We start from the raw sequence: 25,038 nt of genomic DNA on the forward strand, positions 1-25,038 counted from the left end.
TTAATCAACGCCCCATCTGCAGTACGGCCGTCATTGACCAGCTTGGCAACCCCCGCCAGCTTCGCGGATGTATCGATTTTGAATGTATTATATACAGGATCATACCATAATGTATCCGCATGATCGGTCCATTTATCGCTGCTGGCATTCGCCATGAATACTAGTGAAAATGTAAGTACTGCAATTAATAATGCAATAAATGCAGAACCGAAGATTGCTTTTTGCTTTGGAGCCATCTTTGCACCGCCTCAATTGATTTAGATCGCTTAAACGGGATCTACCCACACAAATCATACGAATTGTGTGGGTACCTCCTCGATGATTATTTACCGCTTATCCATCGGTCAAGTCTTACTGCAATTGCTGCCGCTTGTGCCCGAGTCAGTGCATCCTGAGGATTGACACGGTCGTCTTCACCTTGAATAATGCCATTCTTGATACTCAATGCTACCGGCTTTTTAGCCCAGTCCGGAATTAAATCCCGGTCTTTATACGCGCTTAATATGCTGTTTACTTCCTCATCCTTCAAATCCTGGCCAAGTCCGAGCGCGTTCAGCGTCCGTCCTGCCATCGTCATCGCCTCTACTCTAGACAATGTTGCTTGAGGAGCGAAGGATCCATCTTGCAAGCCGTTCACAATTCCGAGCTGTGCTGCAATGGATACGCTGCGATTATACCAATCTTCATTTGCGACATCCTTGAAGCTATTGCTCGCATTTTTATTCATCAGCCCCGCTACGCGAAGCAGCAGAGTAGGATACTCGGCTCTGGAAATTCGGCTGTCCGGCTCGAACCGGTCAGCATCTTTCCCTAAAGCAAACAGTCTGGATGCTGCTTCGGAAATGCTTCCTTTACCCCAATGGCTATCACTGACGTCTTTAAAGGTTCTGTTATTACGGATAAAGGCCAGATTACCGTTACCGGTCAGACTAACATCGACATAGGCCGCGCCGCCTTCATTAGCCAGCTTCCAAGGCACCGTTGTCCAATTTCCATCCGGTCCTTGCAGTATAACTGCCGTAATATCCCCAGCTTGCATCCCTTCAGGTACTGCTACCCGAGTTTTCACATAGGAGCTCCAACCGGCTTCCGGGATATTCATCTCGATAGCAGCGCCTTGTCCTGATCCGAGCAAGCTGCCGTTAACATCTGCAGCAATACCGGATAGACCCCTTATTGCAGCTTCACCATTTGAATTAATCTTGATCACTAGCTCCTGATCCATACCGGCCAGCATATTTGGAGTCAACATCAGCTTGCCCATCGGCACTTCAATGCTGATCGTTTGCTGCTTGCTGATAGCTTGCTCCACAGCTCCCTTATCAAAATGGAACGTAAAGCCTTGAACCGTTTTATCCTGGGAAGCAATCTTAATTTCTTTGGCCGATTCAACATCTCTGGCTTTAATATAAGCTTCTACTTTATCGTCTTTGCGATCTGCGTTGATGGAGAGATTATTGATGGTCATCTGACTGCTTGATGATCCAACGAAGACTCCGCCACCACCGCCTCCTCCAGGACTACTTGGGGAAGACCACACATTCGCAGTGAGTTTGTCGGAAACGCCCGTAGCCAATTTCTCAGCTATTGTTCGTTTAGCTACCACTATGGAATCGCCTGAGCTTGCAAGAATCTGTCCATTCTCAGGCAGAATGCTCCAGTCGCTCAAATTTTCGTTGTATTGAGGCATCTGGACTGTTCTACCTATAGGCGTTAGCTTATAAGCAAGCTCCTGCCCAACCAAGTCTCCTGCAGAGCTAACAATTACCCTAGTGGCAACGCTATTTTTTTCAATACTGCTTGTATAGGCCGTAATAGTTTCCATTTGCGGAGGAAGACCCCACACATTGGCTGAAAGCTTACCGGACACGGCCGTGGCTAAATTCTCGCCTATCGTTCTTTTCGCTACAACTACAGAATCACCTGAACTTGCAGCAATCTGGCCACTCTGAGGCAAGATGCTCCAGCCGCTCAAATTTTGCTTGTATTTCGGTATTTCAACTGTCATTCCTTTAGCCGTCACCTTATAAACTACCTGCTGTCCAGCCAAATCTCCCGCAGAGTTGACAATTACCTTTGTGGCAATGTTATTTCCTTCAATGCTGCTTGTATACGCACTAATAGTTTCCAGACCGTCTGCCGCAGGCATTGCCACGGAGGCAACTACCATAGATTGAAGAGACACGCCTTCAGAAATGGTATACGTTCCTTCAATAAGACTAGCGCCGACTGCAACACCGGATACAGTCCCATTCTCTCCGACATTAACAGCTTCACCCATCGCTACAGCATAGCTTAATCGTTTCTTGTCTTCGCCCGTTACTTCCACTTCTCTGAATTTAGGCTTGCCCGATGCATCTTTACCGTCAGGAACTCTCACGAAGGCTGCAATCTCCTGGCTTCCCCCTGGTTTTAAAGTAGGCAATGTTTTCAACACAAGAGCCACAGGCACTTTAAATCCATCATTAGTGATGACAACGGAAGCTTTGTTCTCATTGCCCGCAGCATCCTTAGCTATAATAACTAGCTCCTCGTTAGGCACTCCAGGTGTTACATTTACTTTTCCGCTAAATTTACCGTTCGTTTGCACATCTAGTTGTGTGCCATTGACGGTAAGAATCGTGTCCTTGGACGTTGTACCCGATACCGTTACTTGTCCATTCTTGGCTCTGGCTCCGTTAACCGGCTCATCCAAATACAAGACTGGCGGGCTGGTATCTAAGGTTAAGTAAAGCATCGTCGCCGAAACGTCTTTGGTTTTCTTGTTCTTTGCAATTAGCTCGATCGCATAGGTTCCATCTGTCTTGAACTGATCAAAGCTAATCGTACCTTGGCTTCCTTGGCTGTTGTTTACAGCTGTTGTTTTGCCGATTGATTTCTCGGAGTAGAACGCTTCTACCTCGAGATCCTGCTGATCCGACACAAAATTGAAGCTTTGCGTTGTCTGATTGGTTACAAGCTCGATGAAGTGCTCGGACGCTTTCAGCTGACTGCTTGTTGTTTGTGCTTTCAAAACAGGTTTGACAGGAATCGGCAGAAGCTCATTTGTACTGTGAATGGTTCCTGCAAAATGATAATTTTCATTTTTGTCTGCAGCTTTGGTTGGCTTGTTAGCTGCCGATACTCCTACTACATACTTTTGTCCAACCTCGAGACCCGAATAATGAACATCCTTTAAATCAAGAACGGCTCCGTTTAATTTCGTATCATCAATTTTGTCGGAAGTAGACAATGCAGTCCACCCACCAACAGGAATCCCTTCATATTTACCTGTTTCTTTATTCAGATATTTGGCCAGTTCATCCTTCGTAAGCAGCATTTCCGCAAAGCTTGGATACTTGTTCAGCTTCCCGCTGCTTTCCTGCAGTGCTTCAATTCTATAGCTTTGCTCATAGTCTTGGTGCCCTGCTTTGGTAGGAGCAGGCTTGAAGGACAGACTAAAGTATCCATTACCTGCAGGCTCTATTGCAACCTCGCTTACTTCCGCTGGTGCCAGAGGATCAATAATTTCGAATTTCTCAGCTGATGTCTTGGTGCCAAAGGCAACGCTAGACTTCAGCTCAGCACGCAAATAGTATTCCCCTTGCTGCAGCAAGCCGCGGATATCTTCCTTGTCACCCAATAGCCCTACTTGTGTAACATCAATGACTTCACTTCCATTAGTCGTTGAGCCGGTAATGCCGCCATTTTTATTAACCGGCAAATCCTTGGCAATCAGAAGGCCAGGCTCGCCAGGCTGCAATACCTCTAGTACTGTTCCTTTTTCACTCGTTACTTTAGTCGTTTGGTTAGACTCAGCATCCTTCGTCAAATACAGGTTGATCGTATCTCCCTGCTTTGCATTTTCCACGCTCCAGGCAGCAGTAAATTTGTTAGGATCTGCACCATTTTTGTTCAACTTAATATCTTTAAGTCCAGGAGCGACCGGTACGTTAAGCAGTCTGGTATCAACACCCGATTCGGCCGTCAAAGTCCAGGTTCCGCCATTTTTCAACTTATCCTGAGGCAGAATGATATAAGCTTTTCTTACATCCACTTTGTCTTTGGAATTGCCCGCTGCAATAAATTGAGTGAAGGCATTAGCTGCAGGATTGGTGTTCGTGTTGTCAAATACAATCGGATACACTTTTCCTTCTGCATCCTTCAAGGTAAAGTTAGGCATTTTCTCATCTACATATTCCATTTCGATAATGGCATTTCCGCTGACGCTATTCATAGGGATTTCGTGCACACGTCCGCTATTTTTTACGGTTATGCCGCCGATTCCCGCATTCATGCTATCTGTATCCAGATGGCTGATGTCTTCTGTTATTTTGCGGTAGACAATCTCATGCTTCTCTGATTCTGTATCTATCCTGGAGGTCGCCAAGGTTTCAACACCTTGCCCGATGACAAGCAGCCTTGGCCCTCGTTCCGGATCTTGAACAAGCAGATGGATAAAGCCTTCAGGCAAGCCCTCACCGGAGGTGCCGAATTCAACCCCGCCTCCCCAGTAATAAGTAAGGCCTAGTGAAATAAAGAGAATCCCCACACTGCCCCATATCTTTTCGTTATTAACTCCGAAGAATACGCTCGACAGTGGCATTCCGCCTACCACCGGCACATCGCTAGGTATCTGTACCTTGGCTCCGATATACCCTTCAAAATCGGTTCTGTGCTTCTCCAGATTTTGCCCTACGAAAATCCCGGCTTTACCGATAATGATATCAAATCCGCCAATATCCACTTCGGCCTCCAGCCTTACAAACCATGGAGTCACCCATTGGGCCTCAAGAAGTGCTTTGGTTAGCATTGGCAGAAGCTGATCGCCTTCAGGTTCAGGTACTGTGGAGAAATCCAGTTTCCCTAGCAAAGCAAGTCCAGTCCGCTTAACTGTAAGATCAATGTCGCCGAAGTGATAAGCCGGTGCTATACCGAATCTCACGCTTACTCCTGCTTGCACGACAAGCGGGAACGGGTCGTTTTTGGAGCCGCCAGCGATCGTATCAGCAAGCTCTCTTACGGCTCCCCGTACAGCCGTTAAATAGGTCGCTCCAGTTATAAGCACGCCCGGCTTGCCAAGCGTAGTACCAAATGCAACGACATCCGGCAAAATCCGCCCATCCGCAACCTTTTTAAAAGCAAGCTCCGCCTTGATTTCCAGCATGCTTTTCAGCTGAGCATCGAACTTAATCCCGTAGCGGTTAGCAATATCATGCTCCGACATATCTTGCACGTAGTGGACAATATTGATTTCACCACTTGGCTTCTTTGGTTCCTTAGCCTCTTCGGATTTTTTCGGCTTCTTATCGCTAGGCTCGAACAAACCCAATTCTTTATTAAGATCGAATTTAAGATCAGCCTCGACCCCTACAAAGCCTTTGTCATTAAAAATAACATTGCGAACCTCCGCGTCTATAACCTTCATGGAAAGCTTGCCGCCAAAAGAAATGCCGCCATGCCTTAAAATAAAGTCATTAAAAGAAAAACTGAAGCCCGAAATATAAAAGCTTGGTCCTGTAAACAAAGTATGTTTGTTAAAATAGATTTGGCTTATCATCAGCTGCTTGAACGGATTCAGCCGATCACCCAACGCTCCGGACGCCCAGCTAAGCGCGCCATTCAGACTATCATCTTCCTCATTATCCCCGCTATCAGGAAAAGTCGCATTATCGATAACAAGCTCTTCACCTAAAGATTTATCGAAGCCATTAAAGAAATCCAGGGTCCATTCCCCTTGGTGGAACACGAAGCCGCTGTTTGCAACGCTAAGTCTTCCATCCCCTTTAACAAACAGCGTATCAAAGAAAGGCATGCTGTCATAACCGTTAACATTGTTCTTGATTCCGAAAACATCGAGCTTCCCTCTTACAAACACCATATCTTTCCCTTTGTAAGCTACGGAATCATTAATAATGGCAGGCTCAGTTTTCGTATCAACAATGACCTGCTTGTCATTGCCGGTTCCGACCTCTTTAATCATACCTCGGATCGTTACTAGCGATTCTTTCGCCTCATCCTCGAAAAATTCCGCCATTTCTTCATCCGACCCAAACATTTGATAGTTGTAGGCAGCTACTTCAGCCAATGACTCGTTACTCGTATATTCAGCCAAATCAAATTTGGGATCCAAAGCTTTATTGGCTGCCCCCACAAACATTTTGGCTTTCTTGTAGTTGGTCACCGCCGAGAATAAATCGTCTCCCTTTTTGAACGGCTTGCCGGGAAAGGCCTCATTAATCTCTGCCAGCTGCCGGTCACTTAATGGAAGACTAACATGGCTTAAATCTACCGTTTTCTTATAAACGGCGAGAATATTCGCCTCTCTGACCCGTGATTGCTGATTATCCGTTACCGAGAAGGTTTGTCCAGTCGTAATATCGAACAGTGCGGCAAGCTCTTCGTCACCTCCGGCATCACCCTTAAAATCGATTTGGACCTGATAGTCTCCGAGAGGCAGTTCGGGTCCAAGACCTGCTTGGATTACATTCCCTACACGGTCAACAAGATCCCCGCCTCTGTAGGTTATCCGCATATCCCCCGAAAAGCCGTCATCTGCTGCTTGGAGTATAACCGATTGCTTGACAGGAACCTTGTATCGCTTCCCCGTCACCTTTTCTTTCAAAAACAAGTCGAAATTCGGCGGCGCAACGTCATTGCCTGCATTGTACGCCTCAATGTTCGTCAGGTTAACCGTAAGATATTTCACGTCGCTGCTGTACAGCTCTTTAGGAGAAAGCCCGTAAGCATAGGTCGCTGCAGCTTGTCCGATTGCAGGCAGCAACATAAAGTTCGCCTTATTTGACTCATATTGCGCTTTAATTCCCTCATCCTCAACCCCTTCAATCTTGGCACGCGTTTCAGGGCTTCTCGCAGTAAGCATATACTGTTTGGTTGTAGGCCATGCCTTGCCTTTGGCCTGTACTTTATAAGAAGCGGTAATCGAATCGCCCGGCTTATACTTAGGCTTGATCCCTTGTGCCGCCTCTTCCGGCGTTGCTGTCTTCTTGAATTCCAGCTCCTTGCTGCGGAAAGTCTCTGTGACCGGTTTACCATTAGCATCCCGAACTATATTGCCCACTTCATCGAGCTTGACGAAATTAAGTCCGCTTTCCAATTCCATATTGACGGTAATATTGGAATGTTCCATACCGAACATCGCCAAATTTTCTACTTCCGCGATAATATCAAATATGCCTTCACCCACATAATTGCTGTTATCGCTCAATGTGGCCAACTGCTGAGGCGTATCCATGTAACGGATGGAAAAGATTTTATCCGGTTCAATGATTTCCCCTAATCCATATACCGTTTCAAACGATTGCGCAGCCTTGTCGGCAAGCGCCTTCGGCTGCCAATAGAAGGCAACTGCTGAGTCAGCAGTTCCATAATCATTGGTATCCCTTGTAAAATCAAGATTAGGGTTAGGTGTGTAATCCCACTTGGTGTTCGCTAACCCATTCCAATGTCCAACGATCATTTCATCGACGATATTAATATTTTTTTCAGCAAAATTGTTAAATCCATAGGCTATAACATTAGTAGCCAAGGGATTAGTCAAATCCAGCTTATCCCTCATCACCCAATAAGGAGGCAGCTTGTACAAAGCTCTGTCCTCTTCGGAAATCGTCGGATCGTTCTCCGGGTTATGTACCAGCTTTCTTTCCACCATTAGAGGCGCTTTATAAGCCGTACCAATCTGAAACTCAGGTCCGTCCTTGCCGGCAACCATTGTATCCAGCAATAGGCGCGTTCCCATCTGTACCACAGCGCCGCTTCGGTTAACGACTTCATAACGGATATTTACATTCCCCGCATTTTTCTTATCTGCTGCACTTGCATACAGCATTAAAATTTGTTTGATCTCAACACCTTTAATGCTCCAGATAGTCTCAATCTGTTTGGTGCCGTTATTGTTTACTACAATTTGGGGCTTCGTGACCTCTGAGAAGAAATCCACCGCAAACTTGTAAGGATTCCCAAAAATATAATCGGTGCCATCGATCCGAAAAGTCGTAAACGAGGTTTCCGGATCATCCCCCCGAAAAAGCATGTTAACATTCTGATCATTTTTCCTGATCGGCTGACCCTCTACCGTTCTGATGCCAAAGCGTCCTGTATTGTTGTCAACCGTAATTTTTATAAAATCATTTTGCAGCACCGTTACTTTTGGTGTAGTGAGCTCTGCTGCAAGAACGGTTGTAACCCCGGACAAAGAACTGAAAAATAGTATAAAAGCCAATACAAGCACAAGCGTTCTTTTCAATAACTTCACTTGAGCGCCTCCTAATCCTTTCATTCTGAAAACAATGACTGCAAGTGAAGAAGGGACACTCCCATGTCCCATCCTTCATCTTCTTGCCGCCATTCTTTTTTATTCCGTTTTTCCAATAAAGAAGGTTGCATACTCACGTTCACGTTCCTGGTTTCTTACAATCAGCGTATACCAGCCAACCTGTGGGAAGGTGACTTCGTAATGGCCGTTCAGCAGTTCCTTGTAGGAAACTTTGCTTGCCAAATATTTCATTTGTCCTTCGCGATATAAACCAGGCTGGTACAGCAGATCGAAGGTTCCCCATTCATTGACCCGCTCCTGACCGTTAACGTCCATCAAGTTGTATCTTGAAATGCCAAAGGTCAGCTTATTGGTGTTAAATAGTGCCGTCTCTCCGCTGGAGCTGGAAATGAGGATGTCATTAGCAAAGATCAGCATGCCATCCGAACCGACAACGACTACATCCTGGTAGGCGACTGTTGTATTGCCAACCTGATCCTTCGCTGTATAAGTGACCCGTTGGCGTCCAAGCTTCGTTAAATCCAATCCGCTGATCGCAACATTAATCTGATCCGGTTGGGAGATGTTGTCGGTTACTGTGAACCCGCCCAAATCTACCCGGAAATCAAAGTTGGATTTGTTTTGTGCAACAGCCACGGTAGCCATTTTCAGCTGGAGTTCAGGTGCTTTGTTATCAAGTCCCTTGATAGTGACAGGAACTTTATTGACATTCCCTAATGCGTCCACTAACCCGATAAGCGTTGAGCCTTGTGCCGAATAAATTTTGGACACAGTAAACTTCCCATCCTGACCACTTATCTGATTCGAATAATTGTCCAAATCTGGAACAACACCCATAAACAATTTATTCGGTGCATCCATATGTCCGCTCAGTGTCACTTTCACATTGCCCTTCGCATAAGGCTGACCGTTGATATTCACCAGCTTGTCTGCCGGCAGTTCGTTACCCGCATCGTCCACGAACGTATAGATGATTTGATCCACTTTCGGAACGGCTGAGACGATATTGTTTACTTCTTCTTTGATCGTCGTCATATTGCCGTAATCATCGTACACCGTAAAGGAGGCTACACCATTTTGCTGCAACGAAACTACTCTTTTTCCATCCGGCACTCTAAAGGCTGGGGAACTAGAATTTACGTTCTGCACTTCAAGTGTCACACCTGAGGCTAGAAGGACATTCCCGTTTCCATCCTTGATCGTTTTAAAAGTCTGGCTTCCATTTTCTCCATATGCATAGGAGCGTACAACCTTGACCTGCGGTCCTTCCTTGTAAATATTGTCAACTGTGACTGGTGCTTTGGCCGTATTGCCCGCTTCATCCATAAACTCAAACTCAAACGACCCGTTTTCTGTGAAGGTGTGAACAGCTTTACCATCATTATTCGTAATCAGGATAGGCTCTGAAGCATCGAGCTTTACCGAAACGTTGCCGTTAGTCTTGGCTGTGATTAATTTGGTAATGCTGCCAACAGGCGCTTCCCCATCCACATTGCTGACTACAACATATAGCGTATCTTTTCTGCTGGCGTCAGATGTATCTGTAAGGTCAAAGGAATAGTAGCCATTAGTCTTAACGTTGAATTTATTGCCTGTACGAACCGGAACGGATGGATTCACAGCCGAGGCCACTACTTTAATCCCGAGTGGAGCCGCGATGTCAATATCTACCCCTTTGGTCGGATTTACCGGTGTTAAAGTGCTTTGAGTTGCCAAGGCATATATAGGCTCAGCGGCTTGAACCGAACCGCTCGTTAAATCTATTTCGTTTCCAATTGCTCCACCAGGTGTTTTATACTTCACCTTAATATGGAGATCCGTTACCTTATTCGTAGGTACCTTAATTGAGACAAAGTTCGTATAAGGACGCCATTTCAACCATCTTTGGCCACCATCCGGAGATACGGAATATTCGTAGCCACTCTTATCCAATGTGTCGAGACTCAGCTTCACGATAGCGGTATATCCATCTTCATTGTCTCCATACACATAGATCAAATCAGACTTCCCTTCAGCTGGTGGCACCTCCACTCCTCCGTTCTTGGAAACCTTGAAGAACCCGGATGTGCCTGTTATTATGCTGTTTCCAGCAATGTCTCTAGCCCAAACATATAATTGGAAATCTTTAGTTTCTCCGACTGCCAAAGTTGAATTAGTAATTTCGGTTTCACCTGTAGCGGGCAAATCCGTCCATTTGTCTGGGTCCTCTGACGGAGGTGCTTCTCCATTCTTAACCCACTTGTATTTCTTAAGAGTCACGTTTTTGCTGACGGCATCTTCAACGGTTACGATTACCTTATGAGAAGAGAGTGGATAAGCAACTCCATTCGTGCTGAAGCTAACCTTGGGTGGAGTATTATCGAATTTATATGACTTGTAGAAGTAATTCTCCCGGTTGTCTGCTTCCTTCACTCTGATATGAATATTCTGCTCCCCTTCTATACCCTTGTTTGCCGGAACAAGGTAGGTCCGCTGTCCATTCGATTCCGTAAACGTTGTAAACAGAGTATAGTCTGTATCCTTTGTAGGCCGTGAAACGTCCTTGCTGAAAGCATAACTTACAGTCGGCACACCAGCCATGAGGCTGGAATAAGTGGAGTACGTTACTGAACTAACGGAATTTGACTGCGACCCATAGGTCGAATTAGAAACGGAATTTCCGTAGCTTGCTCCTGTAACACTCTGTGAGGATCCGAGACCGCTGATGTGGAATTCAATATCATGACTTTTAACATAGTTTGGATTAGCTTCAGGTGAAAAACTTACAGGGATACGAACATTAGAGTTGATGGTTACAGCATTAGCGGATTTGGTAACCCGTTCATTGCCTGCTAAGTCCTCGGATTTGATATATAACGAGTACTTTCCATCTTCAATTACCTCATTCAAGGTAGAAAGTACCTGTCCTGCTGCCGACGCTATGGAATTCCATTGCTCGGTCGGTTCCTGACCTTCCTTAATCCATTGATAAAAGCTTCTCTTAACTCCGCTTTGATCGTCTGAGATGGTTACCTGCACCTTAACGTCGACCGTGTTGTCATTAACAGCCGGACCTATGGTAATCGTTGGCGCTTTATTGTCCAGCTTGATCGTTGCCACATTATAGGACCAGTTTGAATCTTCTTTCTTGTAATCAGTAAGCGGCCAAACATCTAACTTGCCATATTGCCCGACTTCCGCTAGTGCTTTATTGTCCGCATAAAACACTTTGTCAGCTTCTGAGCCTGCAGCCTCGGCTTTCCAGGCCTCATACTGTTCCGGGTGGCTCTGAACATAGTTCTTCTTTTTATCATATTGCATCAGCTCTCTTGCCGAATCCCAGGTCATATCGGCTGTCCAACTGTGCAAATACCACAATCCGCTCTTATCTTCCGTTAAAGCCTCAGCCGGAGGAGCAATCATGTTGGTTTTGTTATTCACAACACTAAAATCAAATTTTGCAAATTCATCACCCGGATACAAATCTTCTCGTGGCTGTTTCCCCGCTATCGCGTACCTTTTTACCGCTGCAAAATTATCACCGCTTTTGGAAGCAAAAGGATCTGCCGCACTTTGACTCCAGAAGTAATAGACTAGACCTACAGATGGAGAAGCGGGTCCCGTCATATTGGAAGGACGATAGATGCCATTGCTCGGCTTTTCTTTACCGCGTTCGCTGACATTAGGATCTAATGAAGGGATAAGTAAAGGCGGGTCGTTGGCGTCTATAGTAACCTTACCGTTCTTCAAGAAAATCTGATCACTAGCACCACCATTTTCATAGTGAAAGGAAATTTCCGGTTTCGTATTGTCTATGGAAAGCTTGGCCCAATCTATCTTGGAGTTGACATTAGATTGGTCGCCATCCACATGAATGCCTGTGTAATTAGCCGGTTGAATCAGCATATTGCCCGCATAATCCTGAATGACGTTAGTATCGGTTAAACCTGGCTTGTCATCATGCGATAGAGCAATGACCTTCAAAAGCGGAGTCTCTACCATCAGCCCTGTAGGTATCTTGGTTCTGAACGTCCAATTGGCCGTCCCTTCTCCAGTTACATAGTAGGCTTTCTCGCCATTATTGAGATAAATAAACGTTTTCTTTACATCCCAGCCTACCTTAATAACAGCCTCTTCGGTCATTTGGAGCGTGAAATCAATGGTATCATCCTTGTTCAACGTCACCCCAGTGACGATTTCCGGCTGTATCCCGTTGCCGACCTTCGTATACTTAGGGGCAACTGCATCTATAATGACACGATACCCCTGCTGGTTGTAGTCAAAAGGATTTACGGTTTTAGTTCTCAAATAACTATTGCTAGAGTCGCTTGCTTTGTTGATGAATTCAATGACAGCTGCATTACCAGCCTCATCCGTTAAATCCGCTGATCTCAATTTCTCCTCCAAGGTCATATCGATAGGAGCTACACCAGAGGTAGTTCCTGTCATTTTCGGCTCAAGGGGAAGATTCCCGCTATGGTGATACTTTGATCCTGTATAGCGGTAAACAATGCTTGAATGAATCGTTTTTAAATTTGCTGTCGTATAGGTTTCATTCTTCAAATATTGCTGCTCGCCAGTTGCAGGCAAGCCAGTCCCGTCTGGATTGACAAACAACGGATGACGCAGAAAATAATCAGCATTGCCTGCAACCAATGTCGTTGGTTTGACCGGCTCGCTGAAATCATAGGCAAAGGTAATGTTCTCATTTTGTTTCACATACAGTTCTTTTTGATTGATTTTCGTATTGTCTCTCTCGGCCCCGTTACCCGTAAACGTGTAGCCAGTCAGCTTCGGACGGGTTTTATCCTGAAACTTGATGTAAAGTCCAACTGCTCCAGCACCTTCTCCTTCAACACTAGCTCCTACCTTAATAACAGATGTAGGTGTTATTATACGTTTCATGCTTTTCGCGGATGTGGTCCCTTGATGCGAGCTATCAGATAATTTCACACCATCAATCTCTATAGTTGCTGATGTAACTCGTGTCTTACACCAAAAGAGAACACAATCAAATTCGTTGTAAAGTAGCCTATTCCAACCTACAACTGCTTCCGCATGTCCACTCTGGGCTAGGGCTAGCAGGGTTGGATTGTCTTGGACTCTGATTGTAAGATCGACTCCGGCTCCGTCGTCACCATTAGGATATACGCCACCATCAGCCCAATCGATAGTTCCGGAAGAGCTTATTTTCGTAAACCCAGCCGTCCCGATATTAAAATTTAAAAACGAATTGTCTGCATCATACGACAAATTTCCAAGTCTTGTACCGGCACCGAAGCGTACTTCCTTATCCTCACCTACCGTTGCCGCCTTCGCCTCACCCGCAAACCAATTAGGCTGCAGCGAAAAAAGCAGACTGAGCGTAAGAGCTATTGCGATCCACTTGTTGATGAACTTGCCTTTAAACATCCATACAACCTCCTTCTAAATTTCTACAAGCTTATAGTCCTTAAGAACCATCATTAACCCCTCTCACAACTGATATTAGTTCTTTACAACCATTATGTTTCCTATTTTAAAGTTTACCTCTAAACAAATACTAAACATTTTCGTCATTATTCTACTTTTTCTCTAAAAATTCGTTTTTTTAATGAAAAGTTAACTAAATGCAGATGCTTTTTCACAAAAATACATCACACACTCACAGCCGTTTGCCTCCCTTAGATTGTGCAAGCAACGTAAGCTCCAGGTCTTCAGGCACACAAATAAAAAGCACCCTCTGATTTGAAGGTACTTTTATGTTGCCGCTAACGAATTGTCACTAATGAAAAATTACCGATTGAAACATTGTAATCCTTTTCAATATACAGAGAGCTTAAGGACTGATGAATCCCTATTTCTGCAGTAAAAACATTTCCTTATAACGTCAAAAAAAGCCGGCTGCTAATAGCAACCGGCTTCCCCTATTATTTATTTAGTTGTTTCGTTACGCGGCTGTCTCTTCTGTTCAACAAATTGCTTAATATGTTCAGTCAAGCCATCCTTAATTTTAGTAATCAATTGATCCTCGCTAATGCCCTTCTCCTGAGCGATTTCCACTAAGGATTTGCCGGCTTTCAAGCCGGTTTGCAGCTCTTGCTCTGTGAGGCCTAGAGATTTGGCTAATGCTTCTGCATTGCCGAAACCGCCCATTCCGAAGCCTGGTTTGCCGCCAAAGCCTGCTTTACCATCGCCCATAGGTTTCGTGCTAGTAACCTCTTTTTTCAAACGATCTGCCATCCCTGTTTTCACTTTGTCTGCTTGCTCTTGTGTAAGCTTGCCTGCGGTAACCGCATCAGCAATCGCTTTATTTTGAGCATCCGTCAGCTTTTGCAGATAATCAGCCTCGCTTACCCCTTTTTCCTGAGCGAATTGAGATAAAGTTTTGCCGGCTTTCAATGCATCATTAACGACACTTTGCTCAACTCCCAGCAAGGTTGCGGTTTCCTTCAAAATATTGCTTCCGTGGAAACCACCATCTTTACCCGGACCGCCCGGTCTTCCTGGTCCTCCAGGAAATCCTCCTTTTGGTCCCTCTCCCGGTTTGCCGAAGCCTGCGCGTTCTATGTCCTTTTGCAAACGTTCTGCCAAAGCAGCCGTTTCTTTATCGGCTTGTGCTTGTGTAATTTTGCCTGCAGTAACTGCCGCTGCTATCGCTGTTTTTTCGGCATCAGTCAGCTTTTGCAAGTAAACTTCCTTAGTCAAGCCGTTGGCTTCAGCAAGCTGCAGCAAAGATTTACCTTCCTTCAGAGCATCGAAGACCGCATTTTTATCTAAGCTCAACAACGTTGCCGTTTCATCTAAAATATTGCCTCCGCGGAAGCCCGGTACTTGATGAACTCCACGCTCACCCTTTGCCGCTGCTTTCGTTCCGATCTTGCTATCCGTGCTGCCAGTCGTTGCATTCTCTGCATTCGCTTGGCTCAGCAATCCGGCTCCACCCAATAATAAACTAGCTGCAATAGCACCTGTTAAAATTTTCTTTTCGAATGGTTTCATTGTCATGTCCACCTTTATATGGATTTTACCTACAATTAGAAGTATAGACTCTTTTCCTTAAAAGGACATTAATACCAGTTGAGCGCTAGCTGAATGTTTGCTGAATGTTTTATTGGGACTTTTCTACATAAATCATTTAAAATTGACCTTGATTGTAGTAAACTAGCCTCATTTCAAATGGCCCGCAAACAAATATCAATAGAATAGGGAGCTCCCGTTAGGAGATGTGATAGTTTGAACAAGCTGTCGGACATAACGCCTTCCATTAGAGTTGCTCATCACTACAAGTTTTTTAGTGGCGAACACTTCTCGGAGAATCGTATTGGCTATTGCTACGCCTTTCATTTATTTGACGGGGGACGTGGTAAAGTACGGGTAGACGGCAAGCTGTATTCAGTTAATAAAGGCTCCTTATTTTTTATTCGTCCGGAGCAGGTACATTCTTTTTATCCCGATCCCGTCCATCCGTTTCGTTCTTACAATATTTATTGCGAGCTCTGGCAGGATCCGGCGCTGGCAACAAATAAACATTTGGCTTGGAACCCTGCTGACTTCGACTCTTCCTTGTTGACCCCTGTTCATTCATGCAGTGAGCTTGACGTTATCCCTAGTGTCATGCAGCTCCAGCAGTATCCTGTTATGCAAGAAATGTTCGCCTGTATCGTATCCTCCCACAATCAAGCAGCTAATCCCTATAAACAACAAATTACACGAAGCCTGCTGCATGGGTGGTTGCTTAAGCTCTGTTCAGACTGTCTGAGCCAGGATGCATTCGATCCGCGTATTCAACGTTTAATGGACTTGATTGAGCAAAATCCTACTATTAATTATACGGACATTCTGCACCAATCGGGCATACGAAAAACGCAGCTTCATGAATCGTTCAAGAAAATGAGCGGGATGTCTCCCAAAAGCTTTATTCAAAAAGTGATCATGAAGCAAGCCGCTGCCGAGCTGTTGGAAAGCTCACGTTCCGTTTCTGATATATCGGACTTGTTAGGATTTTCTTCAATCCATTATTTTTCCAAACGTTTTACCAGTTACTATGGCATCTCCCCCACAGCTTTCAGACTCGGCCACAATGACCGGAAAAAATGACAAATGATTGGTCAACTGTCAAAATACTTCCTCATCCAATCCTCTTATAATGAAATCATGAACGATTACCATTATTATTAAGGAGTGATTCAAAGGATGACACGATCTCAAGGAAGCTTAACACCGGAACAAATGGCATTTTATAATGAGGAAGGATATCTTGTATTGGACCAATATTTATCAGCGGAGGAGCTGGAAGGTCCCAAGCAGGCGATGAGTAGCAAAGTGGCGCAAATTGCCGATAACCTGTACGAGGCTGGATTAATCAAGGATAAGCTGGAGGAGCGCCCCTTTAAATATCGTTTGGCTGAGCTTTTTAATGGACTGACTGAGGAGCATTTCTTGAAATATGGACGCAGCTGGAGAGACCGTATTCCGGGTTATTTTGAGCTGATGAGCAATTCCAAGCTTCTGGATGCGGTAGAATCCTTAATCGGTGGTGAAATCTTCTCTAATCCTGTATACAACGTTCGCCCCAAAGTACCAGGAGTAGCCGCAGGCGCAGTACCATGGCATCAAGATAAATCCTATTGGCCTGATGCCAATGCGAATCCTGTCATCACGGTTTGGATTCCATTAGTAGATTCCACACACGAGAACGGATGCTTGCACATTAAGCCAAGGACACATAAGCAGCGAGTGCTCGAATGGCACCGGGAGACTACGACAGGAACCGGTTATACGGCACTGCAGGAAAGTCAGCTGGGGCCAACAGCAACTGTTGCGCTGCCAGTGAAAGCCGGTTCCGCTATTTTGTTTAACGACCGGTGTATTCACATGTCTACGCCAAATAACTCCAATGAGGTGCGCTGGAGTGTCGATCTGCGCTATCAGCCTACGGATCAAGATCCAATGCCGCAGCATGGGGCAGGCTTCTTGGCGAGAAGCCGCAAGCATCCTGAGCTTGTAGCAACGCTGCAGGATTGGCTGGCGTCCGTAACCACCGCGACATCTTAAGTCAGCCGCCAGCAGAACGAAGCTCAATGACAAGGACCTGACTTGAGGCTATGTCTTGGGTCCTTGTCCTAATTTCATGGATGCCTGCATTATTACAAAAACGGGCTGTCCCAAAAGTCATTTTGAGACAACCCCTCCACCATTTTATCCTGAATAGATGGTTGCAAAAGAGCCCTTAATTCCACTTTAATAGTTGAAGGCTTTTTTGCACATTCTTGTGTATTCTTAGTGATGATAAGATGAGGTCGCTTTCCAGCGCGTACTCATCGCGGGTATCGGGTTCGTGGTTCGTGGTTCGTGGTTCGTGGCTCGGGGTTCGGTTACATGACAGTCTGGCGCACTCCATGCAATTATCAGGAAAATGTCAAGTTAGTTACTCCGAAAACAGCGTTCCAAGTCTTATAGCTGGAATTCCTCATGCTAATTCTACGTATTTTGGCTGATATCGACCATATCCCCTCTATTAGAGTTAGTTTTTCCAGTTAGATTGATTTCAGGCGATATCCACGCTGGATTAGCGTGAGGATTTCCATCTATTTCTTTTCCTTCCGCAGCGGCCCCGACAAATCATAGTCTCCTCTAGATTGAAAGCAGCCTTTGAACATCGCTTCTCGCCCCATCACTTAAGCAACATCCAAAAAGCGGCCGGACTCATTTTTGGATTTTCACCCCCCCACTCTGAGGGGAATTTCCCTACAAAAAAGACGCTTCCATTTCCACTTACATGGTGGTTTTGGAAGCGTCTTTATACATAGTTTGGGACTGATTCATTCACTGATACCCATTTGGGACAGCCCCACAAACTCTTGAAACCTCCAATTCTCCTTAACTCAGATGCTCCAGACGGTAAAACCGCAGTGCATTCCCGCCGAACAATGCTTCCTTATCCTGCTCGCTTATCACTTCAGGCAGCCCTTGCTCCAGCACCTCCACCACCTGATCGTAGCTTGCCGCTAATAGACATACCGGCCAGTCGCTTCCGAACATAACGCGGTCAGTTCCGAAAATACGCACAATGTGTTGGATGTATGGTGTGATTTGTTCCGGCTTCCAATGCTGATGATCCGCTTCCGTCACCATTCCCGACAGCTTGCAGTAGATGTTAGGGTACGCAGCAATCTCTTCCATTTGGGTTGCCCACGGCTCCCATTGTCCTTCCATGATTTGCGGCTTCGCTATATGATCGATAACACCATGCAGATTCGGCACCGCCTTCAGCAGCTTCAGCACAGACGGCAGTTGATGCGAAAGCATCAGAAGGTCAACCGGAAATCCCTCCTCGGCAAAGTACCTTAGAGCTTCTACAATAGAAGGCTGCAGAACCTCGTCTGCGTCTTCCATTGCTTGTATCATGACGCGAATACCGGCAAACGAAGGATGCTGCTTAAACAACTGGTACTGCTCGCGGTAATTCGGACTATGGAGGTCCAGCCAACCTACAACACCAGCTATCGATTCGTTATGTTCTGCCAATTCAAGCATAAATTCTGTATCCTGCAAGGTCGGCGCAGCTTGGACTACAATCGATTTATCCAACCCGTTCTTATTCAAATGATCAGCTAAATCCGCCGGACCAAAATCTTTGTATATAGCCTTCATATCAGGCGAAATCCAGCCATAGTCGCCTCTCTCCAATTTCCAAAAATGCTGATGCGCATCCACTCTCATAGCAATTGTCCCCCAATTTCCGAATTGGCGGCCCCAGCAGGTACATGCTAAGGCCTACATCCAATTTATACCGTAAAATGGTCAAGAAGTATACCTTTCAGCGATGGAAATTGAGGGTTTAATATAGCAAACCTACTTGACGGTATCCTTTCCAATCATCTTGCTTCGAAGCCCTGAAAGTTTCACAGGACCCAACAAACCGGATGGATGGGTCATACCGTCATAACGGTTTGCCAAGCTGTTAGTAACCTCAATTTGAAGTACATGCTCCACAACTCCTGATGCAAGCGCCTCATTAACCTTAAAAACATAAGGCTTCCACATTCTCACACCAGCTTCTTGACCGTTAAGCGATACCCGTACAAGCTCATGAGCATCTCCAAGATTCAATTCAATCGATTCGAAATCATCTGCTGCCGCTTCGGAAAGCTTAAATCGTTTCTCATATAACACAGTACCTGACATATGGTGCAGCCCTAGCCCCTCCCACTCCGTCCATGAGCCAAGCTGCGTCAATTGCTGACTACCGAAATCTCCTTCAGCTTGCCACCCGGCGGATAAATCAAGGAGCTCCACAACTTCTTGTTCCAATCCAGCTCTCTCCTCACCTTGCAAAGAGGTATCAATAACGAGCCACAAGCATTCTCGACGCTCCAGCGTCAGTTCTATCCCGATACCCTCTCCTGCATTGTTTCTAAAAGAAGCTGCCGCTCGAATAGCTCCCGACCAAGGGTACCAAAGCTCTGCTTTTCCTGATAGGGGTGTATGCACAACTCCTTGAAAAGCCTCTTCACCCTCGTTAACCAGCACATAGAAGTGTATTCCATCCTTCACAACATGGCTGATTCGAACCGAGCAGCATGCAGGAGTAATCACCATTTCTCTCGTGATCATTCCATTCAATAGAGCAGGCAGCTTCTCCGTTTCGTCCAGACGGTAATGCTTCCGTCCATTTCCCTTCGCTCCGGCTATAGACATATGTTCGTCTTCATCCTTTGCTGCCGCTTCTATAACGATGCCGCCGCGTTCAACAAAGCTGCTCAGTAAATCAGCCTCTTTGGCTCCGAGAATGCCACTGTCTTCTATTAATACAGCTTTATACAGCTGCTTCCCAATACTAATTCGTCCGTTATCGGTAAAAGTACACGAGGACAGCAGCTCTGTTTCGAGATAATTAAATTCAATCTGCTGTTCGAAAAGCGGTTTAACCGATTTCCAGGGCAGCGAGGTTGGACCCACCAGCACAGCCAGCTCCGTTTGATTGACACTATCCGTCATCAGCCAGCTCATCCGCTTAATATAGCGGGCAAACTGCTCGTATTCCGACCACCAGATGTTGTTAGGACCAACATCCGGAGGACGCTCATCCCGCCGAGAATCACGGATGGAATAATAAAAAGCATGGGGAGAGATCATATTCGTTCCCCTGACAAACAGCCAATCCAAATACCATTTCATCTCGTCGGCCCTGAGCGACCAACCGCTCTCTTTGCCGCAAACCCCGAAGCATTCATTAATAACGCGCCGCCGTCCTCTATGACGAGCAGCATCCGAAGCGCATTTGCCCATAGTACTGTGCACGCCATCTACTGCTTTCCCAGCCTCAGGTGCAATATATCGCCACACTACATCCTGCCCCGGTATATGAAACCACGCTTGAGCTCCGATATCATCACTTGCTGCCGGATGTCCGGTTAGCGCAATTCCATGTTCCTCGCACCATTCATACAGCGGCCTATAGTAGCTTGCTGCTAATCGGTGATGTACGGATGTTTCATAGTTTCTGCGAATCGCGGTTGTTCGTGTTCCGGCTTCAAACCAGAGGGCTCCAAGCTCCTTTTCCTCATTGCCTCCTGCCTTATAATCATCAATAAACCCAGTTGTCCATGGCTTCAATCCTTTGATATGATTACGTCCGAGTAAATCAGGCTCATCTGTAAACATCGCGATAACCGTTTTGCCAAAATGTCTCTTAAGCTTCCGGTAATAGGTCTCATGCGTAAGTGTAATGAAGGTTTGTACCGCGTCACCGTTTAACAGATCTGCAGCAAGCGGTGCGTCAGCCTCTCTGTCATCTTGTCCCTCGTGAATCCCCCGTATTGTCCCCTTAGAGAAGGTGTCTATAAAAACGAGCACAGACCATTCCCCGTCATCGGGCTGCTCGAAGGTAACTCCTTCGCTATCATAAGCATCAATGATCTGGCAGTGCTCAAGATCAATCTCCTTCTCGGAGCGTTTGCGGACAGCTTGCACTGAAACTACTTTATCCCCTGGCGACAGCTTGAAGGAGATGTTTGTCAGTCCACTGCAAGGGTACTCAATCATTTGCAGACCACGGCTCGCATATTCAGGGTTAGCTTTAACGACCAGGCCATTGGCGGCACCAGACGGATACATCCCTTCATCATACAAAATTACCGTCATACCTTGAGCCTCTGCTTCCAACACTGCCGTCTCAACCAACTCCATGAAAGACTCCGATAAATAAGGCTGGCTTCTTGGAAGTCCCATCCTCGGATGGAGGACAAAGCCCATAACCTCTTTGGACTTAAAATCGTGAATCTGTCTAATCAGCTCATTCTTATTCAATTCATCGTTCCAAAACCAGAAAGGAATCGGAGTAAACTCATCTTGGGGCTCCCAAAAAACGCTTTTTAAATGTTCCATTATTTAAACCCTCACCTTCAGCTTCCGGCTTTGTTCTTGGAAATCATGTTTACTTTCCCGCCTTTATTCAACATAACAACCATTCTGCTTTCAAACAATCGGATTTTTTTGAAAATCGACCTCTCACCGCTAGCACTTTTTTGCTTGATATGGATTATATTGCTGTTAGCTCCTCAGATACCTATATAAAATGGCTATATCTCAACCACTTACGCCAATAGAACACGCTCATACAGAAATGCCCTTTACATGAGCCCAGATTAAGCGGCTTTGTAAAGGGCATCCCTTTTTTAAAAAAAATGAGAACTATGGACGCGCTCTTAAGCGGATTACATTCCAGGAAAGCTTCGGCAGATTTGCTTGGATATAGCCGTCCTTCGCTTCAGCGTTACCTTTATTATGAGGTACTACAGAATGCGGATGAGCAGCCGTATTGGCAGCTTTGATGTCGTCATGCTCAAAGACGATGTGCTCGACAACCTGATAACCGGCGAATCCGCGAATATCCACATCCAGAAGCAGAGATGCTTCGGTATCTTTATTTACGGCGAATACGGTAAGCTCTTCCGTTTCTTCGTTGTACACTGCAGTCGACTCCAGATAAGGCACATCCGTAAAGTCCTTGCTATCATATTTAGGCGATGAAATGATCGGATTAAGGGCAACTCCTCTTCCATATACTGAAGCATGCATGTACGGATAGAAAATCGTTTGCCGCCAAGCATCTCCTCCATTATCGGTCATAATAGGAGCAATAACGTTAACTAGCTGCGCCATGCAAGCGATCTTAACACGATCCGAGTTGCGCAATAAGGTGATCAACAGGCAGCCAACCAGCAGTGCATCCTCGAAAGTGTACACATCTTCCAATTGCGGTGGAGCGATGGACCAAGGCTCTATTTTACGGTCGGCAGCATTAGAGTGAAACCAAACATTCCATTCATCGAAGGACAGGTACATCGTTTTCTTGCTTCTCTTCTTCGCCTTAATATAATCGCAGGTCGCAATAATTTCTTTAATGAAGTAATCCATATCAAGTGAGCGCCCAAGAAAATTCGGCAGGTCATTGTCGCGGTTTCCGTAATAGGTATGCAAGGATAAATATTCAACATGATCATAGGTATGGTCAAGAACTGTAGCTTCCCACTCGGCATATGTTTTCATCGCCCGGTTGGAGCTTCCGCATGCTACCAATTCTATAGTCGGATCGACCCACTTCATAGCTTTCGCTGATTCCAATGCAATTCTGCCGTATTCTTCAGCTGTTTTATGACCTATCTGCCAAGGTCCATCCATCTCGTTGCCCAGGCACCATGTTTTTATTTTATGCGGTTCCTTATAGCCATGCGCAACACGCAGGTCGCTCCAGTACGATCCTGAAGGATGGTTGCAGTATTCCACCAAGTTTCTTGCAGCATCGATACCGCGAGTCCCTAGATTGACGGCCATATTAACCTCGGAGTTAACGAGCTTGGCCCATTCCATAAATTCATTCGTTCCTACATAATTGGGCTCAACCGTTTTCCAAGCCAGCTCCAGTCTTGCCGGTCTTTCATCCACAGGACCTACCCCATCCTCCCAGTTATAGCCCGACACAAAGTTCCCACCCGGATAGCGGATAATAGGCACCCCAATCTCATTAATCAAATCAATTACGTCTTTGCGAAACCCCTTTTCGTCAGCCTCCGGATGCCCCGGCTCATAAATCCCCCCATAAACGGCACGTCCCAGATGCTCGATAAAAGAACCGAAGATCCGTTTATCCACCTCAGCGATTTTAAAATCCTTCTCCAAAATCATCTTCGCTTTTTTCATTTCAGCCATTAGTTCTACCTCTTCTCGATATTTATTTTATGTTTATATAAATCATTTCACACTTATGTATTTCATTTTATGAGATGGGATCCGTCTATGTCAATACAAAATGTTTACGTTTGCAAGCAGCAACAACGAGCTTATTCATCCTATTTCCCTACATACGTGGAACAACACCTCGAACCTTATACTTTCAAGACAACTATTAAAGGCAAAAGCTTGCTCTTTCTTTTTAAGCCATTTTATTTTATAATTTTATAAAATAGTTTATGCAAATGAGGACAACCCTATGATCTATATAAAAGAACTGAAATCGGGCTTATCCATTTTCAAGGCACTAAGCTCGGACATCCGCATCCAAATCATTGAATTGCTCGCTACTCATGATTCCTTAAATCTCAATGACATCGCCGGCAAGTTAAATCTGACCAACGGCGCAGTTACGATGCATATTAAGAAGCTTGAAGAAAGCGGACTGATTGAAATTAATACCGCCGTTGGCAAGCATGGCATTCAAAAAATATGCTATCTGAATGAAGATAAGCTGATGGTAGATTTAAGGAACAAGGAAAATAAAAATTTGTATGAGGTCGAGATCAAGCTCGGACATTACAGCGCTTATGAGGTACATCCAACCTGCGGGCTAGCCACTAAGGACAGAATTATCGGGGAGTTCGACGATCCGCGTTATTTTGCCGATCCCGAGCATATTAACGCCGAAATCATCTGGCTGACCAAAGGTTATTTTGAATACAGAATTCCGAATTATTTGAAGCCCAATCAACAATTCGAAGAGCTTCAGTTTATAATGGAGCTTGGCTCGGAAGCGCCAGGATATTGCAATAATTGGCCGTCGGATATTTATTTTCATGTGAATGATATAGAACTGGGGTTTTGGACAAGCCCTGGGGATTTTGGCGGTGAAAAAGGAACGTTCAACCCTGATTGGTGGCTGCCTAATTTGAATCAATACGGTGTGCTGAAAATGATCCGGATTAATCAGGAAGGCTCGTTCATTGACGGCCATAAAATTTCGGATACTACGCTTGCTAGCATTGGACTCGACTATAAAAGCGATATTAAGCTTAAGCTCTCCGTTCCCTCCAAAGCCAAAAATTTGCATGGTTTAACTATTTATGGAAGTAGGTTCGGCAACTACAATCAGGATATTTTGGCAAGAGTGCTTTATAAGTAGCCTTATTTCATTGAAATTGGAAAAAATATAGTAATTTTCACAAAAATTTTTGTGAAATTAATAAAATTGTCAAACTATTTTAAGGTTATTTTAATAATCGTAATATAAACTATTTACATATCCAAATATTAGGCGGGTGACTGGAATGAAATTGTTTATTACGATCCAAAATAAAAGCGTGCCTGTATACTCCGACGAGAAAAATAAAAAGAAATTTAATCTATTGATTTCTGCGCTAGATTCTAAATTGGTAAAAGGCAAACGTGCCATCAAAAAATGCCTTGATTCATTAATAAGCATTGAAATCGTTGGGTGTGAAGCCATCCTCCATTCTTATAATGAAACAGATTCGCTTGCCTTGTCTCTCTACTAAGAGAGGCTTTTTTTTATTTACACGCTCATA

General features: G+C 45.1%; 10 protein-coding genes. 4 read left to right on the forward strand and 6 right to left on the reverse strand.

Features of this window, described 5'->3' with window-relative positions; translation table 11 throughout:
• Positions 1–322 precede the first annotated feature (322 nt).
• The 3 genes from ACFQ0C_RS00975 to ACFQ0C_RS00985 all read right to left on the reverse strand — a co-directional run bounded on the left by ACFQ0C_RS00975 (position 323) and on the right by ACFQ0C_RS00985 (position 15,235).
• Positions 323–8,254 carry an S-layer homology domain-containing protein gene (locus ACFQ0C_RS00975; protein WP_379363083.1) on the reverse strand — a complete coding sequence of 2,644 codons (7,932 nt, stop codon included), beginning with the start codon at positions 8,252–8,254 and terminating at the stop codon, positions 323–325.
• Between the two features lie 99 nt (positions 8,255–8,353).
• Positions 8,354–13,666, reverse strand: coding sequence for a hypothetical protein (locus ACFQ0C_RS00980; RefSeq protein ID WP_379363085.1), 5,313 nt, complete (start codon positions 13,664–13,666; stop codon positions 8,354–8,356).
• A 501-nt stretch (positions 13,667–14,167) separates the two neighbouring features.
• Positions 14,168–15,235, reverse strand: coding sequence for a hypothetical protein (locus ACFQ0C_RS00985; protein WP_379363087.1), 1,068 nt, complete (start codon positions 15,233–15,235; stop codon positions 14,168–14,170).
• A 234-nt stretch (positions 15,236–15,469) separates the two neighbouring features.
• On the opposite strand from ACFQ0C_RS00985, the gene ACFQ0C_RS00990 reads away from it, so the two are divergent.
• The gene (locus ACFQ0C_RS00990; protein WP_379363089.1) at positions 15,470–16,333 is read left to right on the forward strand and encodes an AraC family transcriptional regulator; all 864 of its coding nucleotides are present in this window, start codon (positions 15,470–15,472) and stop codon (positions 16,331–16,333) included.
• A 96-nt stretch (positions 16,334–16,429) separates the two neighbouring features.
• Positions 16,430–17,290, forward strand: coding sequence for a phytanoyl-CoA dioxygenase family protein (locus ACFQ0C_RS00995; protein WP_379363091.1), 861 nt, complete (start codon positions 16,430–16,432; stop codon positions 17,288–17,290).
• An 825-nt stretch (positions 17,291–18,115) separates the two neighbouring features.
• On the opposite strand, the gene ACFQ0C_RS01000 is transcribed toward ACFQ0C_RS00995, so the two are convergent.
• The 3 genes from ACFQ0C_RS01000 to arfA form a co-directional block, all read right to left on the reverse strand.
• Positions 18,116–18,958, reverse strand: coding sequence for an amidohydrolase family protein (locus ACFQ0C_RS01000; protein WP_379363093.1), 843 nt, complete (start codon positions 18,956–18,958; stop codon positions 18,116–18,118).
• Between the two features lie 132 nt (positions 18,959–19,090).
• Positions 19,091–21,625 (reverse strand): glycosylhydrolase-like jelly roll fold domain-containing protein, encoded by a 2,535-nt coding sequence (locus ACFQ0C_RS01005; RefSeq protein WP_379363095.1) that lies wholly within the window; start codon positions 21,623–21,625, stop codon positions 19,091–19,093.
• Between the two features lie 306 nt (positions 21,626–21,931).
• The gene (gene arfA, locus ACFQ0C_RS01010; RefSeq protein WP_379363097.1) at positions 21,932–23,449 is read right to left on the reverse strand and encodes an arabinosylfuranosidase ArfA; all 1,518 of its coding nucleotides are present in this window, start codon (positions 23,447–23,449) and stop codon (positions 21,932–21,934) included.
• Positions 23,450–23,729: 280 nt separating this feature from the next.
• Here arfA and ACFQ0C_RS01015 point away from each other — a divergent pair, with 280 nt between their 5' ends.
• Both ACFQ0C_RS01015 and ACFQ0C_RS01020 read left to right on the forward strand, forming a co-directional pair.
• Positions 23,730–24,635: an ArsR/SmtB family transcription factor gene (locus ACFQ0C_RS01015; protein ID WP_379363099.1), complete on the forward strand. Its 906-nt coding sequence runs from the start codon at positions 23,730–23,732 to the stop codon at positions 24,633–24,635.
• A gap of 145 nt (positions 24,636–24,780) precedes the next feature.
• Positions 24,781–25,008 carry a 3-dehydroquinate dehydratase gene (locus tag ACFQ0C_RS01020; protein ID WP_258216657.1) on the forward strand — a complete coding sequence of 76 codons (228 nt, stop codon included), beginning with the start codon at positions 24,781–24,783 and terminating at the stop codon, positions 25,006–25,008.
• Positions 25,009–25,038 lie beyond the last annotated feature (30 nt).

Source organism: Paenibacillus sp. GCM10027630 (genome assembly GCF_042676305.1).
Taxonomy (GTDB): Bacteria; Bacillota; Bacilli; order Paenibacillales; family NBRC-103111; genus Paenibacillus_S.

Excerpts from the sequence above, each read along its gene's own strand:
- ACFQ0C_RS00980 (WP_379363085.1), bottom strand. The coding sequence starts at position 13,666 with ATGTTTAAAGGCAAGTTCATCAACAAGTGGATCGCAATAGCTCTTACG.
- ACFQ0C_RS00985 (WP_379363087.1), bottom strand. The coding sequence starts at position 15,235 with ATGAAACCATTCGAAAAGAAAATTTTAACAGGTGCTATTGCAGCTAGT.
- ACFQ0C_RS00995 (WP_379363091.1), top strand. The coding sequence starts at position 16,430 with ATGACACGATCTCAAGGAAGCTTAACACCGGAACAAATGGCATTTTAT.
- ACFQ0C_RS01000 (WP_379363093.1), bottom strand. The coding sequence starts at position 18,958 with ATGAGAGTGGATGCGCATCAGCATTTTTGGAAATTGGAGAGAGGCGAC.
- ACFQ0C_RS01005 (WP_379363095.1), bottom strand. The coding sequence starts at position 21,625 with ATGGAACATTTAAAAAGCGTTTTTTGGGAGCCCCAAGATGAGTTTACT.
- arfA (WP_379363097.1), bottom strand. The coding sequence starts at position 23,449 with ATGGCTGAAATGAAAAAAGCGAAGATGATTTTGGAGAAGGATTTTAAA.
- ACFQ0C_RS01015 (WP_379363099.1), top strand. The coding sequence starts at position 23,730 with ATGATCTATATAAAAGAACTGAAATCGGGCTTATCCATTTTCAAGGCA.
- ACFQ0C_RS01020 (WP_258216657.1), top strand. The coding sequence starts at position 24,781 with ATGAAATTGTTTATTACGATCCAAAATAAAAGCGTGCCTGTATACTCC.